At 36.9% G+C, this 17,027-nt stretch carries 14 protein-coding genes; 13 read left to right on the top strand and 1 reads right to left on the bottom strand.

The window, feature by feature from the left end; all coding sequences use genetic code 11:
* The first annotated feature begins 14 nt into the window (after positions 1-14).
* The 5 genes from ACE38V_RS08565 to ACE38V_RS08585 all read left to right on the top strand — a co-directional run bounded on the left by ACE38V_RS08565 (position 15) and on the right by ACE38V_RS08585 (position 5,495).
* The gene (locus tag ACE38V_RS08565; protein ID WP_375840803.1) at positions 15-1,730 is read left to right on the top strand and encodes a M28 family peptidase; all 1,716 of its coding nucleotides are present in this window, start codon (positions 15-17) and stop codon (positions 1,728-1,730) included.
* Positions 1,731-1,776: 46 nt separating this feature from the next.
* Positions 1,777-2,712: a beta-1,6-N-acetylglucosaminyltransferase gene (locus tag ACE38V_RS08570; protein ID WP_375840804.1), complete on the top strand. Its 936-nt coding sequence runs from the start codon at positions 1,777-1,779 to the stop codon at positions 2,710-2,712.
* Positions 2,713-2,760: 48 nt separating this feature from the next.
* A complete protein-coding gene (locus tag ACE38V_RS08575) occupies positions 2,761-3,837 on the top strand; it encodes a lipid II:glycine glycyltransferase FemX (RefSeq protein WP_375840805.1) in 1,077 nt (358 codons plus the stop codon).
* Positions 3,838-3,857: 20 nt separating this feature from the next.
* Entirely contained in the window at positions 3,858-4,991 is a 1,134-nt protein-coding gene (locus ACE38V_RS08580; RefSeq protein ID WP_375840806.1) for a GNAT family N-acetyltransferase, read from the top strand.
* Between the two features lie 72 nt (positions 4,992-5,063).
* On the top strand, positions 5,064-5,495 hold the full coding sequence (locus ACE38V_RS08585; protein ID WP_375840807.1) for a VanZ family protein: 432 nt from the start codon (positions 5,064-5,066) through the stop codon (positions 5,493-5,495).
* A gap of 31 nt (positions 5,496-5,526) precedes the next feature.
* Here ACE38V_RS08585 and ACE38V_RS08590 read toward each other — a convergent pair whose 3' ends face one another.
* Positions 5,527-6,615 (bottom strand): putative glycoside hydrolase, encoded by a 1,089-nt coding sequence (locus ACE38V_RS08590; RefSeq protein ID WP_375840808.1) that lies wholly within the window; start codon positions 6,613-6,615, stop codon positions 5,527-5,529.
* Between the two features lie 243 nt (positions 6,616-6,858).
* On the opposite strand from ACE38V_RS08590, the gene ACE38V_RS08595 reads away from it, so the two are divergent.
* The 8 genes from ACE38V_RS08595 (at position 6,859) to narJ (ending at position 17,015) form a co-directional block, all read left to right on the top strand.
* Positions 6,859-8,337, top strand: coding sequence for a right-handed parallel beta-helix repeat-containing protein (locus ACE38V_RS08595; RefSeq protein WP_375840809.1), 1,479 nt, complete (start codon positions 6,859-6,861; stop codon positions 8,335-8,337).
* A 230-nt stretch (positions 8,338-8,567) separates the two neighbouring features.
* Positions 8,568-10,067, top strand: coding sequence for a nitrate/nitrite transporter (locus ACE38V_RS08600; RefSeq protein ID WP_375840956.1), 1,500 nt, complete (start codon positions 8,568-8,570; stop codon positions 10,065-10,067).
* Between the two features lie 106 nt (positions 10,068-10,173).
* Complete coding sequence (locus ACE38V_RS08605) at positions 10,174-10,599, top strand: hemerythrin domain-containing protein (protein WP_375840810.1); 426 nt, start codon at positions 10,174-10,176, stop codon at positions 10,597-10,599.
* A gap of 56 nt (positions 10,600-10,655) precedes the next feature.
* Complete coding sequence (locus ACE38V_RS08610; RefSeq protein WP_375840811.1) at positions 10,656-10,949, top strand: hypothetical protein; 294 nt, start codon at positions 10,656-10,658, stop codon at positions 10,947-10,949.
* A gap of 11 nt (positions 10,950-10,960) precedes the next feature.
* Complete coding sequence (locus tag ACE38V_RS08615; protein WP_375840812.1) at positions 10,961-11,263, top strand: hypothetical protein; 303 nt, start codon at positions 10,961-10,963, stop codon at positions 11,261-11,263.
* Positions 11,244-14,924 carry a nitrate reductase subunit alpha gene (locus ACE38V_RS08620; protein ID WP_375840813.1) on the top strand — a complete coding sequence of 1,227 codons (3,681 nt, stop codon included), beginning with the start codon at positions 11,244-11,246 and terminating at the stop codon, positions 14,922-14,924. The genes ACE38V_RS08615 and ACE38V_RS08620 overlap by 20 nt, the downstream gene beginning before the upstream one ends.
* Positions 14,914-16,416 (top strand): nitrate reductase subunit beta, encoded by a 1,503-nt coding sequence (gene narH, locus ACE38V_RS08625; protein ID WP_375840814.1) that lies wholly within the window; start codon positions 14,914-14,916, stop codon positions 16,414-16,416. Before ACE38V_RS08620 ends, narH begins: the two co-directional genes overlap by 11 nt.
* Entirely contained in the window at positions 16,416-17,015 is a 600-nt protein-coding gene (narJ, locus tag ACE38V_RS08630) for a nitrate reductase molybdenum cofactor assembly chaperone (protein ID WP_375840815.1), read from the top strand. Before narH ends, narJ begins: the two co-directional genes overlap by 1 nt.
* Positions 17,016-17,027 lie beyond the last annotated feature (12 nt).

Consider the following 17,027-nt stretch of genomic DNA (forward strand, 5'->3'; position numbering starts at 1 on the left):
AATGGGGAGCGTTGATGGAAAAGAAATCTAAGGAAACACATTCTTTTTTTAAAAGTGTGGTTGTTTTTATTATCTGTATCGGAATGATATTAACATTTGTCTGGGTGAGTTTGTTGCAGTTTCACATGCCTGAAGTTGTATCGAAAGAAGAGAAGAAAAATGATTTTTCCGCCGAAAGAGCCATGGAATATGTAAAACAAATAGCTGAAAAACCCCATCCGGTTGGTTCAAAGGGGCATGACGAGGTAAAGGATTACATTTTTTCAGCTTTAGAAAATATAGGTGTATCCCCAAAAATACAAAAAGAAGAAGGGGAATTTTATGCATGGGGTGGACCATATAAGGGAAAGATCGAAAATATTGTGGCTAAAATCCCAGGTGTTGATTCTTCAAAGGCCATTATGCTTACAGCGCACTATGATTCTGAAGGGGAAAGTCTAGGTGCTTCTGATGATGGTTCAGGAGTAGCTGCCATTATCGAAACTGTGCGTATTATAAAACAAGAAAAGAAATTAAAAAATGATCTCATTATTTTAATTTCTGATGGGGAAGAAAAAGGGTTATTAGGGGCTCAGCAATTTGTTCAAAAGTATCCTTGGGCAAAGGATGTTGGTTTAGTTTTAAATTTTGAAGCACGCGGGAATAGCGGGCCTTCTGTTCTATTTGAAACAAATGAAGGGAATGAAAGAGTGATTTCTGAATTTGCAAAATCGGCCCCAAACCCTGTTGCACATTCTTTCTTATATAGTCTATATAAAATTATGCCGCATGATACAGATTTAACTGTATATAAGAAGTCAGGCATGTACGGGATGAATTTTGGATTTTTTGAAGGATTAAATAGTTATCATACGGCTGAAGATACAGTTGAAAATTTAAGCTTGGAAAGTCTTCAACATCAAGGAGATTATATGCTCCATTTGGTGAAGCATTTAGGCAGTATGGAATTGGTAGCTAAAGAGGATAACGATAAAATATTTTTCAATATTCTTGGACATAAAATCATTACATACTCTGACAGTCTAGTAATTCCTTTTCTACTTTTAGCGATTATGTTATTTGGATTGACATGTATGCATGGATATAAAAAGAAAAAACTTTCAGTAACTGGTACTAGTGTAGGTTTTCTAATTTTTTTAGGAGTTGCAGGCATGTCCTACTTTTTGGGGGATGGAATATGGAATCTGCTCTCAATTGTTTCTTCAGGCAGCCTTTGGTCATATGAAACAAACTTAAAAATAAGTAATCCAATGTTTGTGGGGCTGATTTTTTTACTAATAGCTTTAATTTCATTAATTTATTCTCTAATTTCAAAAAAAATCAATGCTTACAATTTATCGATGGGAGCCTTTGTTTGTTGGTTAATTATTGCGGTTATCTCCAGTATTTGGTTAAAAGAAACGAGCTACATTTTTGTTTGGCCTCTGATTTTTGGTTTAGTGGGTCTTAATATATCAATGAGAATGAAAAAAGAGCAAATGATATGGAGACATGTGATTGAAACAATCTTTTCCATGCCTGCCATTCTAATTGCGGTACCTGCAATTTTTCTTATATACGTCTTAATAACAATGAGTGAATTAAAAATATTATTGGTTTCCGTTTCTCTGGTGGGAGCCTATTTGATTCCAATTTTTTGTTCATTAAAGCTTAAATTCAAACCAGTACTCCCTGGTATTTTATTTGTCATAGGGTTATGTCTACTTTTTAGTATTAAACTACTTAACTAGTTTTACCAAAGGCTAAGCACAAAAAGTTTCTGTGAGGGGGATATGAATGAATGCTGCAATAAAAACGGCCTATATCTTACAAATCCATAAAAATCCACATCAAGTTAATCAGTTTATTAAACAACTAATTTCCACAGAACAAGCAGATATTTTTGTTCATATTGATAAAAATAATGATGTTAATGTAAAGGATGCCATCATAAAGGATCCTCATGTGTATGTCCTGAAGCAAAGTATTAGTTGTGAATGGGGAGATATCAGTCAAATTGATACTACCTTACTTTTATTAAGAGAAGTAATTGCCACGAAACATTCCTATGATTTTGTTTGTTTAAGAAGTGGTCAAGATCTATTGGTAAAGGAAGGATTTATGGATTTTTTGAGGAAAAATACCCAACATATATATATGACGATAAATAAAATGGAAAAGAAACATTTGGATTCTATGCTTATCAATTGGCCGAAAATCACAAGAGGACGATATGATTCTATTCATCCCATTCGTGTTTATCGAACCATCATCCGAGGATTATTTCGTTTGGGAATTCGTGTTTCTCCCAATGTGAATCAGTGGCCTAAGAATTTTTCATTTTACACAGGTTCACAATGGTTTACGATTCCGTTTGAAGTAGCTAAATATATTATTCAGTTTATAGATGACAATAGCTGGTTTTATCAGTTTTTTAAGAATACATTAGTTCCAGATCAGTGGTTTTTTCAAACACTTATCATGAATTCTCCATATTACAAGAATGTAGTTAATAATAATTTAATGTATTTAGATTGGGGAGATACGATAAGTACAAGAAATTCGCCAAAGATTATTACCATGAGGGACGTTGAAAAAGTAGAAAAATCTAATCAGTATTTTGCGAGAAAATTTGATGAAAAAATCGATCCTAATCCGGTTTATTATTTTACATCGAAAGTTAAGTTTGGTCGCGAAGAAGAACAAGTTATAAATTATAGAATGAGGCATTAGAACTTTTAATAAAAGAGATCTGATGTCTTTTTATTTGGAGGTTAAGGAATGAAAGAAATTAGCAATCAAAGTATCAATCATTTATATATTCTGGGAGAAAAACATAATTGGGATGGATATTTAAAACATTTTGGAAAGGTTGATATCTATTACACAAAGGAATATGTTCAATTGTTTGCACAAGTGGAGGGAGGTGTACCTGAAGCGATCTATTTTGAAAATGATGCCGGAAAAGTTTTTTACCCTTACATAAAAAGGAAAATTGATGTGAAAGAAGGATATTATGATATCATTTCTCCTTATGGGTATGGTGGTCCAATAATTGAAGGAAATAAACGGGTGATTGAAGTTTTTTATCTTCAATTTAAACAGTATTGTTTGGACAATTACATCATCACAGAGACCGTTCGCTTTCATCCGCTGTTAAATAATGTGGAATATATGAGGAAACTAATGTCTGTTGATTATGTTCGAAAAACAACTGCCATAGATTTGACCCAATCTCTAGATGATATCAGAAAAAAATATAGATCAAATACAAGAAGAAATATTCGTAAAGCTAGGAGGGATGGGGTAGAGGTTTATCGTTCAACAAGAAAAGAAGATGTAGAAATCTTTATTGAACTATATGAAGAAACCATGAATCGAAATCATGCATTGGATTTTTATTATTTTGATCAATCTTATTTTGACAGGCAAATGGAAGAGACCCAGTACAGTAAGCCCTATTTTATATTTGCAAAATATAAAGAAGAAATCATCGCAGGTGTTTTGTTAATCATTGGAAAAGAATTTGCCCATTACCATTTAGGTGCATCGAAGACGGCATATTTGCATTTAAGACCGAATAATTTGTTATTTGATGCGATGGTTGAATTCTCGAAATCATTCGGTGTGCAAGCCCTTCATTTAGGTGGAGGATATGGAGATAACGATAGTCTTTTTAAATTTAAATCATCCTTTACTAATAACAATCATTATGATTATTTTCTTGGAAAAAATGTCGTGAATGAAGAAGTTTATAGGGAACTGATAAAGATAACAACAAATGATGACACTGCTTCAGGAAGCAACTTTTTTCCCATTTATCGAAGAAAGAAATTTTTGTCCAAAAATATAAGGTAATGCTTAATATGGAGGGAATTATGTACGAAGTTATTTCATACCATGAAAAGAAAAAATGGGAAGAAAAGCTTAAACAATTGAACAAGAAAGATGTCTTTTATCACCATGGGTATTCGGATTTATGTCATGGGTTAGGAGATGGAGACCCATATTTATTTTTCTATGAAGATAAAAAAAATAAGAAAAGTCTATGTTATGTCTTTATCAAAAGAAGGATTGAGGTACGCCAAAATTCCAGTAATCCTCATTTGACTAATGAATTTTATGATATTACAACTCCATCCTATGGCTACGGGGGACCTTTATACGATGAATTAGATGAAGAATTTCTTACAGGATTTAGATTTAAATTTGAAGAATACTGCCTAAAAGAAAATATTGTATGTGAATTCATAAAGTTTCATCCTCTCCTTCAAAATCAAAGAGATTTAGAAAATTTCATGGATATTTGTTTTGACAGAGAAATGATTTATATGGATTTAACCAAAAGTGAAGAGGAGATTTTTAATGTAATTCATAAAAATCATAAACGGAATATAAAGAAGGCTCAAAAAAATCAATTGGAATTTTTAGTTTTTCAAAGGGAAAAAGCTATAAATCAAATCACGCTTTTTTATACGCTATATAAAGAAACAATGGATAAGTTAAGCGCATCTCAATATTCTTATTTTTCTACTGAATATTTATATCAATTGTTTGAAGGATTTCGGGATCATTCTTTAATCGGTGCAGTTTACGATCAAGGGCAAATGATTTCTGCAGCTTTATGCTTATATGATGGTGGAAATTTGTATTACCATCTTGGCTGCTCTAAAAAAGAATTCCTAAATTTAGGAGGAAATCCGTATCTTTTTCACCGACTAGCTTTATGGGGAAAAGAAAAAGGCTTGAAGAAATTTCATTTAGGTGGTGGTCATAGCGCCTTACACAATGGGGGAGTAGAAGGAAGAGACTCACTATTTCAATTTAAAAACCGTTTTCACCCTGATGGAATTCTAGATTTTTATATTGGGAGAAAAATACATATCCCTGATAAATATAAAAAATTAGTAATCCAATGGGAAGAATACTATGGTGAAAAGGCGGAAGAAGCATTCTTTCCCGCATATCGAAGTCATCCAAAAAATGATAAAAAAAGACTAGAAACAAAGTAAGGGGAATGGGCATTGAATTTAATGGATTAACATGCGAGTATTTTTCATTAAAATCAGAAAGGTTTGTGCAAAATGCAAAGTCAAATTAGACGTTTTAGCTTAGGAGTTCTACCAATCTTTTATATAGGATTGATTTGGCTGCAATCCAGTCACTTTGATCCATCATCAATTGATCATTATGCGGATGTGATAGATAGAAAGATCCTTATTTTTATCGGAACTCTTTTTGAACTAACCCATCTTATTGAATTTGGCCTCCTTTATCTCTTTATTCTTATGGCCTTTCGAGCTTTTGGAATTTTAAATCATAGAAATAATCAATTAGCGGTTTTCATCGCCTTTTTTTATGGGATTTTGGATGAAATCCACCAAATCTTTGTGCCATTTCGCTCTCTCTCAGTCCTTGACCTAGGGAAAGATTTTATCGGAATATGGGTTGTATGGTTTATAATCCACAAAACGAGAATAAGACTCCAGCCAAAAGAAAAGCCTGTTCCTAAGTAGGAATTGGAACAGACTTATAACCCCTTCCCTTTTAATATGGGGTATAATCCACGTTAGGAGTATATTTATTTGTACTGCTCCATAATAAAAACTCATCGACTCCTTGCGAATGTAAAGCACGGATTTGATCCTCAACTTCCTTCTTTCCATATATTTTATAATTTCCCTTTCCAAGCCAAGTAGCGGTAAAATCTTGAATCCATGGGCGGGTGATAGGTTGATGCCTTAACTTGCCTAACCTATATTTTTCCACTTTGGCATAGGCTTGAACCGTTCGGAATGGTTCCAAATCAGGTTTTCGAATTCCTTTCAGACCAGTCCAATGGCTTGGATAAATCATGGCGGAGATGGCATCGACATTGGCTGCAATTTCTGAAAAATTTTGTCCAATGCCATGTGCTTCTGGTATTACTGTGACGATTCCAAAAGTTGCTACTGAAAAATTTACGTGATAAGGCTGAAGTCTTTGCCGAGCATACCTAACAAATTCAGTAATGGCGGTTACTCGATTGCGTGCTATGTTGCGATTAAATGATAGTTCTTTGTAGGTAAGGGTATGTTCAAACTTTTCAAATTGTTCGGGAAATCGAACATAGTCAAAGTGAATTTCTTTAAAACCTAATTTTGCTGCTTCGATTGCCATGCCTATATTATAATCCCAAACCTCTTTTAAAAATGGATTGGTGAAGGAATCCCCCCGTGCGTTTTTCCAAACTCCATGTGAAGTTCTAAAGGCCCAGTTAGGATGGGCTTTTGCTAAGATACGATCTTTAAAAACAACAATTCTTGCAATTGGATAAATGTGATTTGATTCTAATGAATTCATAAGTGCTTTCGGATTTTTTATATACGGGTGACTAGCCTGATAATAGGGTGAATTTTTGGAAGGGGTAAAGGTCAGATGTCCATCATCATCCTTGATATCAATGACCATCGCATTCAGTTCTGTTTTTTTTACTAAAGAGAGATAATGATTAAATTGCGGCTTTTTCGTATTAGGTGCATTGACATAGATTCCTTTAATCGGTTCGTAATTGGGAATGTGATTTGTAACTGCTAGAATGTTTTCTGTTGGAAAAAAGCTGAATAAAAGGATTAGAAGTAGGAATATCTTATGCATCACTCATTCTCCTTACTTTTTTACTAATAGCGTTTACCTTGCTACATAGATTATTCTTTTTTACTTTAATTTATGGATTGGGAGAGAAGGAAAAAGAATAGTTGTTTCTTTCTTAAGAATGGGTATTATGGAGGGCCGAAGCTTGTCAACAAACATATATTAATGTAGGAAAAAGATTTACAAAATACTATTTTTGAGAAGTCCTATCTAAGATTTAATCATTTAATATGGGAGTGAAATGGAATGGCGAGTACAGAAGATGCCATTAATATTATCTCTTATCAGCATTTAGTCACAAATAATAATTGGACGAATGCAATAAGACAAGCTATTTTAGACTCACCTTGGGGTGGTATGATTATCTTTCCAGAAGGAACTTATAATCATGATGGAATCGTAATCACAAAACCTTTAAATATCAGAGGGAGAGGAAAATACTCAACAATTTTAAAAAATACCTCAACCAATCCTGCTATTACGATTAATTCAAATGTTGAGAGAGGGACGATTCGTGATATTGCCATTTTTGGAAATGGCACAGGTCCGTATGGAGCAAACGCAACTAGTGGGAAAGGGATTGTTTTTAATAATAATAGCGTATGTTGGAATCTTGATAATATTTGGATGAGAAGTCATGGGGATTGGTTTATTTATGCAGATGGGAATGGTCATGTGAATAATATTAATCTTACTAATTCTGAATTAGAATGGGGAAAAAAGGGGGCAATCCATTTAATTCAAATTAATCCAAGTAACCAGATCAATGTAATCAATATTGAAAATTGTAATTTCTCATATTTTATGGAAAATGGGTTAGAATTATGGGGACAATCCATCACTGTCCAAAACTGTGCAATTCAAGCATGTAAGAAATATGGGATCTCAATAGATGGAAGCATTTCTCCTTTAGGACAAGGACATGCTCAGGCAGTTCGAATTGATAATAATTATTTTGAGCTCTGTAATAATGGATTTCTCTTTTTAAAAGCAATCGTTAACCCATTTCCTAGGTATATATTTGGTGTGTCTGTTACGAATTGCTATGGTGTATATACACCGATCCCTGGAGATAACGTTAATGCAAGCAATGTTTCCATTGTGGAGGTCCAAGCTCCCCAATTCTATTCCTATAGCAATTTACAAGTTTCTGGATTCACCTATGATAGTAATGTCTTTAGTTCAGGCATTTCGATTAAGGCAATATTAAATGCCAATGATGTTTTAAGCTATGATAGTAAAATTCAAAGGGGGAATACTACTTCTCCGAGTGTGATTTCTCTATTTAAAGGATTGGGGAGAGCAAGAGTAATAGATGGCTTATCAGAAAAGTATGTTATTAAAGGAATTTCAAACTGTGTGACAAATCAATATACTTTGGAAAAATCCTCGAATATTACAGCTAATACTGATTTAGTATTTGATTTAAGGAATTATTCGATGGGAAATGTGGTAAGCATTGAAATTCCAATTGATACAGATTGTACAAATTATACCGTTGAGTTGATTAAGAAATATCGCAGTGCTGGATCTATGGGACTATATACAGAATATGTAGTGTCTAGGTATAAAAATTTATCCGGTTCCCGGACGATAAGTGATGAATTTGGAGGTGCTATTAGTCTTTTAGAGGATTATTATGTAGTAATACGGATTACATTTAATGCGGGAAATACAAAAACAAAATTTTATGTTGGGAATCCTGTTTTCCAATTTTTTAATTAAAGCCCCTGAAACAGAAATGAATGAAAAGATACTATTTCTGTAAATCATAATGGGGATGATAGATATTTAAAGCCAACATAGGAAAAGTCTTTTCTTATGTTGGCTTTAAATATAGAGGTATGATTATTTCTTGGATGTCAAACACTATAAACAGCATATACCCTTATACATAGAGGTCACAAAAGAATAATTATTTGGCCCCACTGGAAAGGAGAAAAAACTTACATATGATGAAGTTACAAAAATGGCAATTGCCACTTCAAACACTAAGCCTAGTAGTAGGCTTTATGATTTGGGTTATTATTTCATCATTGATGCCAAGAATCAAGGAGGATATTTCTTTAACAGCAAATGAGGTCGCTTTGGTGACGGCAGTACCGGTTATTTTAGGTTCTGTCATGAGGATTTTTATAGGGTTTTGGACCAATCGGTTTGGTGCGCGGATGTTATTTTTTATAAGTTTTCTCATATTAATATTTCCTATTTTTTATATTAGTGTTGCCGATTCTTTGCTGGATTTGATTATTGGAGGCTTCGTCCTTGGAATGGGGGGAGCTGTGTTTTCGATTGGGGTGACATCACTTCCCAAATACTTTCCTAAGGAGCGTCATGGATTTGTCAATGGAATTTATGGAGCAGGAAATATTGGGACAGCGATTACCTCCTTTTCTGCACCTGTGTTAGCGAATCATTTTGGATGGCAAAATACGGTGCGGTTGTTTTTAATTCCGGTTATTTTATTTGCTATTTTTAATTTTATTTTCGGTGATCGTAAAGAAACAAGGATTCATAAACCTTTGACTGAACAAATTAGAAGCGTATATAAAAATGAGAAGCTCTGGTTTTTAAGCTTGTTTTACTTTATAACGTTTGGGTCGTTTGTGGCATTTACGGTTTATCTTCCAAATTTTTTAGTCACCAATTTTCATCTTACGTCAGTTGATGCGGGTCTTAGAACGGCAGGTTTTATTACGTTAGCGACCTTACTTCGACCGATTGGAGGCTATTTAGGGGATAAATTCAATCCGTTTATCATTCTCCTGTTTGTATTTGGCGGTTTAACCTTTTCCGGTGTTCTCTTGTCATTTTCACCTACAATAACTATATATACGATTGGTTGTTTAACGGTTGCTTTTTGTGCAGGAATTGGAAATGGGACTATATTTAAACTCGTTCCTTATTATTTTTCCAAGCAGGCAGGGATTGTGAACGGGATTGTCTCGGCGATGGGGGGATTAGGAGGATTTTTTCCGCCTCTTGTTCTCTCATTTGTTTTTAACATTACAGGCAATTATGCGATTGGCTTCATGTCTCTTGCCATGTTTGCCCTTGCGAGTTTAGTGATTGTCGTTTGGATGTATTATTTAGAAAGATTGAGCTTGGAAACGAAAATTATGGAGAATATTGGTCAAGGAATGATGGTAACCGACACAAAAGGATTCATACAAAAGGTTAATCATGCATTTACAAGAGTAACGGGCTATCAAGCTGAAGAGGTAATCGGAAAGGATCCAAGTATTTTACAATCGGCTAGGCATGATGCAAGCTTTTATCAAGGAATGTGGGAATCCATTAAGAGTCAAGGCTATTGGCAAGGAGAAATTTGGAATAAACGTAAAAATGGAGAGATATACGCAGAATTTTTAACGATTAATGAAATCAAAAATGATGTGGGGGATGTTAAATATTATTTAGGTATATTTAATGATTTATCAGAGGTAAAAAAATAGAAAAGCTATGGGGAAACCCTTAGCCTTTTTTGTTTAAAAAGGAAAAGTTTATTGAGCCTAATAATGGACAGGCTGATACTAGTAAATTGTTAGGAGGAATTATGAAATGTCAGGTCCAAGCTTAAAAAAACAAGATGCGCATACATCTATACATGAAGCTGCTTTAAATGAAGCAAAGGATTTAAACCAATTATTTAAAACATGTTTGGAAAAGGATGAAATGGATCGTGCTATGCAAGTGGCAGAAATAATATTAGAACATTGGGAATCTAGGACGTTAAAGCATGCGGAAGCAGAAGAAGAAGGACTTTATCAAGAGATGGTTTCTGAGAAACCAAAGCTTGAGAAAACCGTTCACCAGTTGACACGTGATCATGATCTTATGAGGAGGATTGTGAGTCAAGTCAAGGAAAGCTTTGAAAAGAAAAAAGCTGACTATGAAGTGCTGTCTTTAATGGAAGCTTTAATTATCATTGATGAAATACATAATGAAGATGAAATGAATAAACTTTTAGCGAATAACGAAAGCTAAGTGGGAAAAATTAGGACGAAATGGAAATAGATGTTTGAATGAAGGGTGAAATGGGAATGGAAGAAAGATTATTGCGCTTTGCATCTCCAACATTGTATCAAAAAATGATTGAAGCTTTTTCAACCTACCACCTTCATCCATACGATGTGTATGGAACATTAACAAAAAAAGGGGATGTTATGGTGGTTACCCTAAGATTTTCAGCTGATTATACTCAGGAAGAAACCATCTTTCTTCAGGAAAGTCAGTTGACTTATCCGGATGAAGCAGTGGAGCAGTTTTTTTTAAAGGTTGCAGAGAAATGTAAATCCCTACTTGTGACGGATTATTTTAATATGACTAAAGGATGAAGGAGTTGTTAGTGCGCTTGTTTTCATTTGAAGCTGATGCGATGTTGGTTGATGACAGAGAGGATTTAATTGCTGTATTACAAATGCGATTTTCCAATATTCCTGGAGAAGTGGTTCAGAGAATATATGAAATAGATGATTTGAATGCGTTGCAACGATTAATTCTAGTAGCCGCAAATGCTCCTGATTGGCAGGTTTTTATGGAGGAATTAGGGGCTTTCAAAGGCTCATACCGCCTAGTTGGAGAGAGCTTTAATCCAATAGTCGATCTTTGGAAAGGAAGGATTAGTATCAATGGAGAAGAAGAAAAATAATTTACTACACTCTCTCAAACATCTCGTTCGTGGTGAGCGTATTAACGATGGCTGGACAGAGGAAAATCCACGTCCGCGTGACTGGGAGTCCATCTATCGAAATCGTTGGGGACATGACAAAATTGTTCGCTCCACTCATGGTGTCAATTGTACGGGCTCTTGTAGCTGGAAGATTCATGTAAAGGATGGAATTATCACCTGGGAAACGCAACAAACCGATTATCCTTCAACAGGAGATGATTTTCCAGAATACGAACCGCGGGGCTGCCCGCGTGGAGCAAGCTTTTCTTGGTATACATATAGTCCAACAAGAGTGAAATATCCCTATGTTCGCGGTGACTTATATGCACTGTGGAAAGAAGAATTGCATCTAGAAGCTAATCCCGTTCAAGCATGGGAAAATATTGTAACCGATGTGAAAAAACGGGAACGTTATGTATCAGCTCGCGGAAAAGGCGGCTTTGTGAGAGGTTCCTGGAAAGACGTGTGTCAAATGATTGCCGCAGCATCGATTTATACGATTAAAAAATATGGTCCTGATCGCGTGGTGGGCTTTAGTCCTATTCCGGCGATGTCAATGGTAAGTTACTGTGGGGGAGCTAGATTCTTGTCCTTAATCGGCGGAACCATTTTAAGCTTTTATGATTGGTATGCCGATCTTCCGCCGGCCTCTCCTCAAGTTTGGGGGGATCAGACGGATGTGCCTGAGAGCGGAGACTGGTATAATACCAAGTATTTTATCATTTGGGGGACGAATATCCCGCAAACAAGGACCCCTGATGCTCATTTTATGGTGGAATCTAGGTATAACGGGACAAAGGTAGTGGGGGTAAGCCCGGACTATGCGGAATATGAAAAATTTGCCGATATGTGGCTACCGGCAAAAGCAGGAACGGATGGCGCACTGGCAATGGCGATGACACATGTGATTTTAAAAGAGTTTTATGTGGATAAAGAAACCCCTTATTTTTCTGATTATGCCAAGCAATATACCGATCTCCCGTTTTTAGTCGTATTGAATAAGAAAAATGACACTTATCGATCTGATTGTTTTCTTCGTGCTTCTGATATTTCCAATGAACATCAACTTGGTGAATGGAAAACAGTGGTGTGGGATGAGCAGGCAAAAAAATTGACCGTTCCGAATGGCAGTCAAGGGTTCCGGTGGGATAATGAAAACAGGTGGAACTTAGATTTAACGGCGATGGATGGGACACCTATTCAGCCCAAACTCAGTTTGATAGATGAGTCAGATGAAATTGTGATGGTCGAGTTCCCTTACTTTGGAGAACAAGATGGCGGGAAAATAATTCGAGGGGTTCCAGTAAAAAAAATCAAGGATCAATCGGGTAATGAAAGGCTCATTACGACGGTTTTTGATTTGTTATTAGCACATACTGGGGTTGGCAGAGGACTCGAAGGGGATTATCCAACTGACTATAACGATACAAAATTACCGTATACTCCTGCCTGGCAGGAAAGTATTACAGGTGTAAAAAAGGAACATGTTATTCAGGTAGCATGGGAATTTGCTGAAAATGCTGCACAAACTAAAGGAAAATCCATGATTGCAATGGGTGGAGGGACGAACCATTGGTATCATAGCGATCAAATCTACAGGTCTATTTTAAATCTAGTGTTATTAACAGGATCACAAGGGGTGAATGGAGGCGGATGGGCCCATTATGTTGGTCAGGAGAAAGTCCGACCATTAGAAGGATTCTCACAAATTGCCTTTGCAAATGATTGGGTAAAGGCACCAAGATTGATGAATGGAACTTCGTTTTTTTATTTTGCAACTGAGCAGTTTCGTTATGAATATGAGAAAAACGAACAGGAAACAGAATGGGGAAGTCAGTATTCAAACATGCATCCTGCTGATTTTAATGCTCTTTCTGCACGATTAGGATGGCTACCAAGCTTCCCTCAATTCTCACAAAACTCTTTAGATGTAATGAGGAAAGCACGCGAGGGGAAAGAGGATGACCAAGCAGTCATTAAGGATATTGCGAAACAGCTAACAGAGGGGAAAATAGAGTTTTCCATTGAAAACCCAAATGATCCAAGAAATTTTCCACGCGTCTTTTTTAATTGGCGTTCGAATCTATTAGGGGATAGCGGAAAAGGTCACGAATATTTTGTGAAGCATTTAATTGGAGCAAAAGATTCTCTTCTAACCGATAATGAAAGCTCATGGCAACCGGAGAATGTTCAGATCACGGAGAAACCACCTGAAGGAAAAACCGACTTATTTGTGAGTATGGATTTTCGTATGACGAGCTCTGGACTATTCTCTGATATTATCTTGCCAGCTGCAACATGGTATGAAAAATATGATATAAGTAGCACGGATTTACATCCATTTGTCCATCCATTTAATGCAGCTATCAGTCCTCCTTGGGAAACTAGAAGCGACTGGGATGCTTTCCGGGAAATCGCAAAGTGTTTCTCAGAACTTGCTAGGGATTATTTACCGGCTCAGGAAGATGCTGTGATGTCTCCGCTTGCCCATGACACCATTAATGAAATTGCCCAGCCTTTTGGTAAGGTGAAGGATTGGCGCAAAGGGGAGGTAGAGGGGATTCCAGGAAAAACAATGCCCAATCTCCATATTGTGAAACGAGATTATCCTCATGTATATGATATGTGGATTACATTGGGACCAAATGTGAAAAATGGCTATGGGACAAAGGGAGTGAAAATTCCTGGTGACAAAGTGTATAAGGAATTACTGGATCGACTAGGTCCATCGAAACATGCAGGGATTGGAAAGGGGTACCCGGATTTATTTTCTGATAAAAAAGCGATTAATGCCATCCTTCTTATGTCGGGAGCCACAAATGGTAAGCGGGCAGTGGAAGGGTGGAAATCAATGGAAACAAATACAGGGAAGAAGCTGAGTCATGTTTCCGAAGGACGTGAAGAAGAGGACTACACATTGGATGCCTTAACCATTCAGCCACGCCCGGCAATATCCACTCCAGTATGGAGCGGTTTAGAAAATGATAATCGACGCTACTCTCCTTTTACTGTAAATAAGGAATTTCTTATTCCATGGCATACACTCACAGGAAGGCAAAGCTTCTATCTGGATCATGAGGTCATTCTTGATTTTGGCGAAGGTTTGCCGCTTTATATCCCGCCAATCACAAAGGGACCTTTTATAAAGAATGAAAAGGAAATTGAAAATAGTGGGAAATCGATCACATTGCGCTATATGACTCCACATCAAAAATGGGGGATTCACACAATGTTTACCGACACCACCAATATGATTCAATTATTTAGAGGATGGCAGGTTGTATGGATGAATGAAAAGGATGCAGCATCAATCGGAATCAAGGATAATGACTGGATTGAAGTATATAACCGGAATGGAGTGGTGGTGGCTAGAGCAGTTCTCACTTATCGGATGCCACAAGGAGCTGTGTATATGCACCACGCACAGGACCGTACGATGGGGGTTCCGGGAAACAGCATTAATAAGGTCCGGGGTGGGACCCATAATAGTGTAACGAGGATTTTTCCGAAAGCGACCCATATGATTGGCGGTTATTCCCAGTTAAGCTATGGCTTTAACTATTATGGACCAACCGGCAGTCAGCGGGATACCTTAACGATTATCCGACCGTTGAAGGAGGTCGATTGGCTTGAAAATTAAGGCACAGGTGGCAATGGTCATGCATTTGGATAAATGCATTGGCTGCCATACTTGTTCAGTAACTTGTAAAAATGTTTGGACCAATCGTCCTGGAATGGAGTATGTCTGGTTCAATAATGTCGAAACACGTCCAGGAGCAGGATATCCTAAGGAATGGGAAAATACCGATCGTTATAAAGGTGGTTGGATTTTACGAAATGGGAGATTGCATCTACGTGCAGGGGGACCGCTTTCGAAGTTAGCGAATATTTTTTACAACCCCAATATGGCGGAAATGGCGGATTTCTATGAACCCTGGACGTATGATTTTGAGCATCTCCATTGGCGCGAAAAAGGGGATAGCTTGCCAGTTGCTCGGCCTAAATCGATGATTACCGGAGAATTTATCGATAAACCAGAATGGGGGCCAAACTGGGATGATGACCTTGCTGGTGGTAGCGAAGTTGTTCCTTTAGATCCGAACGTTCGCAAGCTGCAGGAGCATATTGCATTGGAATATGAAAAAACCTTTATGATGTATCTACCGAGAATTTGCGAGCATTGTCTTAATCCATCCTGTGTTGCTTCCTGTCCTTCAGGGGCCCTTTACAAAAGAGATGAAGATGGCATTGTTTTGGTCGACCAAGATGCCTGTCGGGGCTGGCGTTTTTGTATGAATGGCTGTCCATATCATAAAGTCTATTATAATTGGAATACCCATAAAGCGGAAAAATGTAATTTTTGTTATCCTCGGACTGAAGCAGGTCTGCCAACAATTTGCTCGGAAACCTGTGTAGGAAGGATTCGCTACATCGGAGTTGTTTTATATGATGCTGATCGCGTGAAGGAAGCCGCTTCTGTGGAAAATCCAAAAGAATTATATGAGTCCCAGCTATCTGTCTTTCTCAATCCTTTTGATCCAGAGGTCATCGAAAGAGCTCAGGAACAGGGAATAAACCATAGCTGGATTCAAAGCGCCCAAGAATCGCCAGTCTATAAACTTGCAATGAAATGGAAAATTGCCCTCCCCCTACATCCTGAATATCGAACACTGCCAATGGTTTGGTATGTACCGCCTTTAAGTCCAATTATGAATCATATTACAAATGAGCAGAGTTTAAGTGCAGACGGGTACATCCCAGCTGTGGATCAAATGAGAATTCCAATGGAATACTTGGCATCCATTCTTTCAGCTGATGATACGGAAGTCATTCGTAAAGTTTTATTAAAGATGGCTGCCATGCGCGTCCATATGAGGGCAAAAACAGTAGGGGGTTTAGATGAATTGAAAACAAGTAAGCTCATTCAAGAGGCACATACGACACCGGAAGAGCTTGAAGAAATGGCGAGGCTGCTTGCTGTTGCAAAATATAATGAACGATTCGTCATCCCAACAGGACGAAGGGAAATGGATGAGGATCTTCATTATAAATATGGTGCGTGCAGTGTTGAAGATTTAGCCCCACCAGAGGGAATGGTTACCTATCCATTTGGAAGAAGGGAAACGCAATAATGAATAATCAAACTGCAATATTAGTCATTCTGTCCCGAATGTTGGATTATCCCGATACTCGACTAATGGAGGAAAGAGCCTCAATTGAAGCATTTGCCAAGGACTTTATTTCCTCTGAGATCCTGAAAGAGGAAGTTATTAAAAGAATCACTCTATTCTATGAAATGGAACTTTACGAGCTTCAAGAGCTGTATGTGGATACTTTTGATCACAGTCAGAAAACCAATCTTTACTTAACTGCACAAGAACTAGGTGATAGCAAAAGGCGTGGGATGGCCTTAATTCAACTGCAAAAATTAATCACGGAAGCCGGATATGATTATCAAGGACGGGAAATAGTAGATTATATTCCGATGTTGTTAGAATTACTAGCCGTTTCCCAAATGACCGAGAAATTGATTCAATTGTCCAAGCGAATTGCTATGGCTATGCAAAAAATATTGGATTCTCTTCCTAATTTGAATCCTTATTCTCAATTAATAGAGTTCCTATTGATGGATGTATTGATTCTTCCATCAGAAGAAGAAAGAACATTATTTGAGGTGGAACAGGAAGGACCGGATTTAGATGAGCTACCATATCCATTAATGTATCGTTAAAGGAGGAGCATC

The sequence above is a fragment of the Cytobacillus sp. Hz8 genome, assembly GCF_042263505.1.
Lineage (GTDB): Bacteria > Bacillota > Bacilli > Bacillales > Cytobacillaceae > Bacillus_BE.

Excerpts from the sequence above, each read along its gene's own strand:
- ACE38V_RS08565 (WP_375840803.1), top strand. The coding sequence starts at position 15 with ATGGAAAAGAAATCTAAGGAAACACATTCTTTTTTTAAAAGTGTGGTT.
- ACE38V_RS08570 (WP_375840804.1), top strand. The coding sequence starts at position 1,777 with ATGAATGCTGCAATAAAAACGGCCTATATCTTACAAATCCATAAAAAT.
- ACE38V_RS08575 (WP_375840805.1), top strand. The coding sequence starts at position 2,761 with ATGAAAGAAATTAGCAATCAAAGTATCAATCATTTATATATTCTGGGA.
- ACE38V_RS08580 (WP_375840806.1), top strand. The coding sequence starts at position 3,858 with ATGTACGAAGTTATTTCATACCATGAAAAGAAAAAATGGGAAGAAAAG.
- ACE38V_RS08585 (WP_375840807.1), top strand. The coding sequence starts at position 5,064 with ATGCAAAGTCAAATTAGACGTTTTAGCTTAGGAGTTCTACCAATCTTT.
- ACE38V_RS08590 (WP_375840808.1), bottom strand. The coding sequence starts at position 6,615 with ATGCATAAGATATTCCTACTTCTAATCCTTTTATTCAGCTTTTTTCCA.
- ACE38V_RS08595 (WP_375840809.1), top strand. The coding sequence starts at position 6,859 with ATGGCGAGTACAGAAGATGCCATTAATATTATCTCTTATCAGCATTTA.
- ACE38V_RS08600 (WP_375840956.1), top strand. The coding sequence starts at position 8,568 with ATGAAGTTACAAAAATGGCAATTGCCACTTCAAACACTAAGCCTAGTA.
- ACE38V_RS08605 (WP_375840810.1), top strand. The coding sequence starts at position 10,174 with ATGTCAGGTCCAAGCTTAAAAAAACAAGATGCGCATACATCTATACAT.
- ACE38V_RS08610 (WP_375840811.1), top strand. The coding sequence starts at position 10,656 with ATGGAAGAAAGATTATTGCGCTTTGCATCTCCAACATTGTATCAAAAA.
- ACE38V_RS08620 (WP_375840813.1), top strand. The coding sequence starts at position 11,244 with ATGGAGAAGAAGAAAAATAATTTACTACACTCTCTCAAACATCTCGTT.
- narJ (WP_375840815.1), top strand. The coding sequence starts at position 16,416 with ATGAATAATCAAACTGCAATATTAGTCATTCTGTCCCGAATGTTGGAT.